The 5,470-nt window shown below is 32.9% G+C and carries 5 protein-coding genes; all 5 read right to left on the bottom strand.

Annotation, left to right across the window (positions count from 1 at the left end):
* Positions 1 to 229: 229 nt before the first annotated feature.
* Positions 230 to 1,609, bottom strand: a complete 1,380-nt coding sequence (locus tag CD30_RS18545; protein ID WP_052126324.1) for an ABC transporter substrate-binding protein — start codon at positions 1,607 to 1,609, stop codon at positions 230 to 232.
* Positions 1,610 to 1,728: 119 nt separating this feature from the next.
* Positions 1,729 to 2,577 carry a MurR/RpiR family transcriptional regulator gene (locus CD30_RS18550; RefSeq protein ID WP_036180474.1) on the bottom strand — a complete coding sequence of 283 codons (849 nt, stop codon included), beginning with the start codon at positions 2,575 to 2,577 and terminating at the stop codon, positions 1,729 to 1,731.
* Between the two features lie 325 nt (positions 2,578 to 2,902).
* A complete protein-coding gene (locus tag CD30_RS18555) occupies positions 2,903 to 3,163 on the bottom strand; it encodes a hypothetical protein (RefSeq protein WP_036180476.1) in 261 nt (86 codons plus the stop codon).
* 311 nt (positions 3,164 to 3,474) lie between these two features.
* Positions 3,475 to 3,753, bottom strand: coding sequence for a hypothetical protein (locus CD30_RS18560; RefSeq protein WP_036180479.1), 279 nt, complete (start codon positions 3,751 to 3,753; stop codon positions 3,475 to 3,477).
* Positions 3,754 to 4,066: 313 nt separating this feature from the next.
* Positions 4,067 to 5,377 carry a hemolysin family protein gene (locus CD30_RS18565; protein WP_036180481.1) on the bottom strand — a complete coding sequence of 437 codons (1,311 nt, stop codon included), beginning with the start codon at positions 5,375 to 5,377 and terminating at the stop codon, positions 4,067 to 4,069.
* Positions 5,378 to 5,470: the final 93 nt, after the last annotated feature.

The following is a 5,470-nucleotide window of genomic DNA, read 5'->3' on the forward strand; positions in this document are numbered from 1 at the left end:
AACATTAACTGCACTTATATTGATTGTTCAATTTAGTGTTGACATTCCAATACAGAAAACAATAAAGGTAGGGAGTAAACAAAATGATAAGAACAAATATCTTTGTTTTTTCGACTGAACCACACCCATCACCTCTTTCTATGAAATTATGTAAAAATTAAGAGAGATGTTATTTCACAATCTCTCTTAATCTTCTATTTGAAATTAAATGACGTACTGAAATCTACCGTTATACTCCTCGTAATTCCTTCGCTTTATTTGTTAATCTCTCTACAAATTCTTCTGCATCAATACGACCCATTAAGATTTCTACAATTTGTAGCTTAATTTCATTTGTCATTTCCACATTAATTTCTTGCTCATTTGTATCTGTTGGGGTTGATCTTTCATAGATTTGAATTGCTCCAGGATTGTTGATCATTTCATTAATTCCCTTTAAGAATGCTGGTACATTATTATTTGAAGATAAGTCAACATTCTTTAAGTTCATAATGGCACCTGTTGATTCTGCAAATTTCTGTGCATATTTTTCAGTGAAAATAAATTCTAGGAATGCTTTTGCTGCTTCAGGATTGTCGGCCTCTTGAGCAATAGCAACCGGACGGATATCTGGAATTAATGCCATTGGTTTTCCTGCATCATTCATTGGTGTTGGTACAAATGAGTATTCAAATCCTTCTGGAGTGTCGTTTATCATTTCATTAGGAAGCCAGAATCCAACTGGAATGTACGCATTTTTATGCAATAAGAAATTCATTTGTGATTGTGTGTGACTATATGCAGCAAAACCTGTATCTACTAACCCAGCATCTACAATCTCTTCTACCTTTTTCATCACTTCTAAAGCTTCATCGCTTTCCCATGCTTCAACCACACCGTTAGACAAATTATTTAACAGTTCTTCACCACCAGCTGCCGCAAATGCAGGATATAAAACGCCACGTTGGAAATATTGTGGATATTGCCCAGTCGTATTGAATGGTGCAATGCCTGATTCCTCTTTAATTTGTTTCATAGACGCTAACCAACTATCAAAGTCGCTCGGTGCTTCCCAACCTTGCTCTTCAAACCAATTTCCGTCATACCAAACACCCCAAGTATCAAATACAAGTGGCAAGCTATAAATCTTCCCACCGTCTAGTTCCTCAACAGGTGAAATAAAACTATCGATTAATGGCGTTCCATCCTCTAAAGTAATTCCTTTCGCCCATTCACTAATATCCATTAACTGCCCATCGCTAATCATTTGTGTTTCATTTGATCCATTTCCATCAATGTATACTACATCTGGTGGATCATTTGAAATCCAACGCGTGTTCATTTCGGTATTAATATTTGGACCTGAATGTTCAATAACTTCTACATCTGGATAAGCTTTTTTGAAATCTTCGATGACTGTTTTCCACCATGTATCACCGTATCCACCTACAAAGTATTGTATTTCTAATTCTCCCGAAATCCCTCCAGCTCCTTCGTCTGTTGTAGTAGTTCCAGGTTCTGTGTCAGTTTCCTCTGGGGTAGCGCTATCGCCTGAACATGCAGCTAAAACTAAAAGAAGAAGTGTAGCAAGTAAAAACAACCAGCCCTTTTTGTAAACCGTATTCTTCAATTTCAACACCTCTTTAATTTTTAATTTATGTAAACCGGTAATTCACCACTAGAAGTAGTGATTAATGGTTTATACCAATTAAACGGACATTAGTGTTTAATGAAAATTTGCAAATCAAATTATCTTGAAAACTTGGTGATTACTTCTCTCGTTTTTTCTAGATAATTTACTGATTCATCAAAATGTATAGAAGCTAACGCTGTATATAAAATATCGATTAGGGTAAGTTGAGAAATTCTTGAGGTAGTTGCAGCGCTTCGAATTGAATTTTCTGTTGAGGTTACAAATAAATTAATGGTTGAATTTTTTTGTAGTGTGTTATTACTATAACCAGTTAACGAAATAATCTTTGTGGTATTCTCTTTGGCAACGCTTACGGAATTAAGAATTTCCTTTGTTTCTCCTGAATAAGAAATTGCAAAAAGTACATCTTCATTCGTTAAATTTGTAACTGAAACTAATTGTGAATGACTATCCGTTAGTGCTTCACACCATTTATTAATACGTTTTAATTTTTGCTCAAAATCAAATGCAACAATTGCTGAGGCACCGATTCCAATAATGACAATTTTCCTTGCCTTATTTAAAACTTGAATCGCTTTTTTTAAGTCATCTTCATCATTAACGGTGATAATATTTCTAATAGAAAAAATATTATTCGAGATAATTTGCTGAATCGTTTCAGAAAGACTTGTGTCGGCAGAAATTTCCTGATATTTATGGTCAATCGGATTCTTTTGTGGGATTGCAGCAGCTATACTTAGCTTTAAATCTCTATAACCTTTAAACTGAAGAGCTTTGCACATTCGAATGATTGTTGCCTCACTTGTACTTGTAGCTTCAGAAAGTTGAGCAATCGGCATATGCAAAACTTCTTTTGGGTGTTTCAAAATAAAATCAGATACTTTTCTTTCTGAAGGTTTCAATTTTGATATACCCTGTTTAATTCGCTCCAATCCATTATCCATCCGAATTCACCTAACTTTGTATGTAGCTAAACTACATAATTTTTAGATTTATTTGTAGCTTAGTTACATTGTAATGAATTGTAAATTTTACGTCAATTCTTTTTTCTAATATTTCTGAATTTTTATAATAATCTATCGAAATAAAAGGTCTCCAATAATGGTTGCTTAAAAGAAAAAACCGTTCCCAAATAATAAGTGTTAAAAGCACCTATCGGAAACGGTTATCTCGTTTGAATCAATTGTATTCTAATGTGAAAATTTATCCTTTACCTATCGTAACCTAACTCTAATTAAATGGCTACAATCATTTCTCCTATCGGCCTTTTTACATGGCTTCTCCAATCATAAATAAAACAATGCAATAAATATCAACAGGTAGCGAAATAAGAAACGGCAACAGCGAGTTTACCTTTAAATAAACATTGGTAGGAATTATTTGATACATGGTGTTAGTTCGAGTACTAGGAGTAAAAACATACTCGTTTTTAATTTCTGATGAATCCTCGGACTCCCATAATGCTTGATTTAAGTTAGGATTCGCATAATCAGCTTTTAAAAATGCGTATTGAGGATTTGAAATAGTCAAACATTACACTTCCTTCTCATCAATTTTCATATATCGAGCAACCATAATTACAAACTTAGACGAACATTTTTAATAGTGTATTATATTCCTAATTAATATGAGTAATAACTAACGATTAACAAGTGATCATCACAAAATATCCAGTAAAATCTTCTTTTTCTACAACAATCGAAAAGTGATTTTCAAAGTATAAAGAAAGGCCATCCCCACTTCTGGGACAGCCAAAAGAAATAGAAAGATAAAAATAATTGCTAAACACCATTGAATCAATAAAAAACGATTTTTCTTGTTTTTTTATATTATTATTTGGTTTAATTAGGCAAGAGATTAAGGGACTTCATAAGGAAAATACCACTCCTATCGACAGAATTGTAATTGAAATATCTGCTGCTAACATAAAAAGATAACGTATTTACCTTTAAATATAGGTTCGGTGGAATCATTTTCAATATTAAGTTTGAGTTAGCATCGACAAGTTCACTAATGTTTTCCATCTCAGAAGAATCTTTAAATTTTGAAATAAATTGTTTCAAATTAGGATTCGCATAATCAGCCTCTAAAAATGCATATTGAGGATTTAAAATCGCCAACATCACACTTCCTTCGCCTCATTTTTTCCTTCTTCACCAATCACAAGCTGCAACAATACAAAATTCGACGACAACCGTGCCATTTATTATATTCGATTTCAACACGTATCATAACCAGTTGTAAAATTGTAATGAAATTAAGCTTAGTTAATATGTTATCGACAGTTAACTATTTTCTTTGCTACACAATTTATTATAAGAAAATTACTTTCTAAAGTAGAACCAATCAATCATTTGGAACTGCTCACTTTCGTAAAATAAAAGGCATTAATCCTGTTTTTTAGGATTAATGCCTAATTAGCTATTTTATCTATTAAACTGGTAAATTCACAGTACGTTTTATTTCAATAAACTGTAAATGATGGTCTTCTTTTTCGTAAATTGAAAAAATAAAACCTTCATATTCAATACTGTTCTCCTGATTTAAATCCATATCTTGTGTAAAGTACCATCCACCAATCGTATCAACGTCTGGATTTTCTAGTTCTATTCCCAATAATCTAGCTACATCCTCCAACAGTACTTTTGCATGAATAATGTAATGTCCTTCTTTTAATTTTCTGATATCAGCAATTTCATCGTCATCAAATTCGTCTCGAATTTCACCGACTAATTCTTCTAAAATATCTTCAACTGTAACTAAACCTGATGTTCCACCATATTCATCTAACAAAATAGCGATATGTGTACGTTCTCTTTGCATTTTTGTTAGTAATTCTTGAATAGGTGTTGTTTCAATCGTCTTAATGACAGGGTTAATAAATTTCTCAAGATTAAAGTTTTCTGATGTAATACGATTGCTCATCCCTTGTGTTAAGAAATCTTTAATATTGATAAACCCAATGATATTATCACGGTCCTCTTCATAAACAGGGTAACGTGTATAACGTTCTTCCTGAATCGTCGTTAACACTTCACCGAAAGTAACATCTTTATGGAATGCTACTATTTGAGTACGTGGAACCATGATTTCACGAGAAATTCGGTCATCAAATTCAAAAACATTATTTACATATTTTAGTTCGTTATGATTAATCTCACCATTTTTATAGCTTTCTGCTAACAATAGTCGTAGCTCTTCTTCTGTATGTGAAAGCTCGTGTTCAGAAGCTGGTTTCATCCCAAAAATACCGACTAAAACTCGAGCTGATCCATTTAAGAACCAAATAAATGGATATAATATTTTATAAAAAATGATAATTGGTTTTGCAAAAAGAAGTGTAATCGTTTCTGACTTTTGAATTGCAGCCGTTTTTGGCGCTAATTCTCCCACCACTACATGCAAGAATGTTGCAATAATAAAAGCCGCACCAATAGTAAAGAAATGAACATATTCACTTGGAATTCCAATCATTTCAAAGGTTGGGTGTAAAATAAACTCAAAAGTAGATTCACCAACCATACCAATACCAAGGGCTGTAACAGTAATCCCTAATTGACAGGCCGATAAATACTCATCCAAATGAGTCGTAACATGTTTAGCTGCTTGGGCACCTTTTCTACCTTCTGCAACTAATTGATCTATTCTTGATTGTCTTACCTTTACAATAGCAAATTCCGTAGCAACGAAAAATGCAGTTAAAGCTATTAACACAGTAAAGATTGTTAAATTCAATGCGGTCAAATAAATGTCTTACTTAAAAGTAAGACTTCACCTCCTAGGTTATAAATAGACTCTCGGCATTCGCCGAGCTTTGTGGTTCAAGGATTTTCCTCA

The organism is Ureibacillus massiliensis 4400831 = CIP 108448 = CCUG 49529 (genome assembly GCF_000772965.1).
GTDB classification, from domain to species: domain Bacteria; phylum Bacillota; class Bacilli; order Bacillales_A; family Planococcaceae; genus Ureibacillus; species Ureibacillus massiliensis.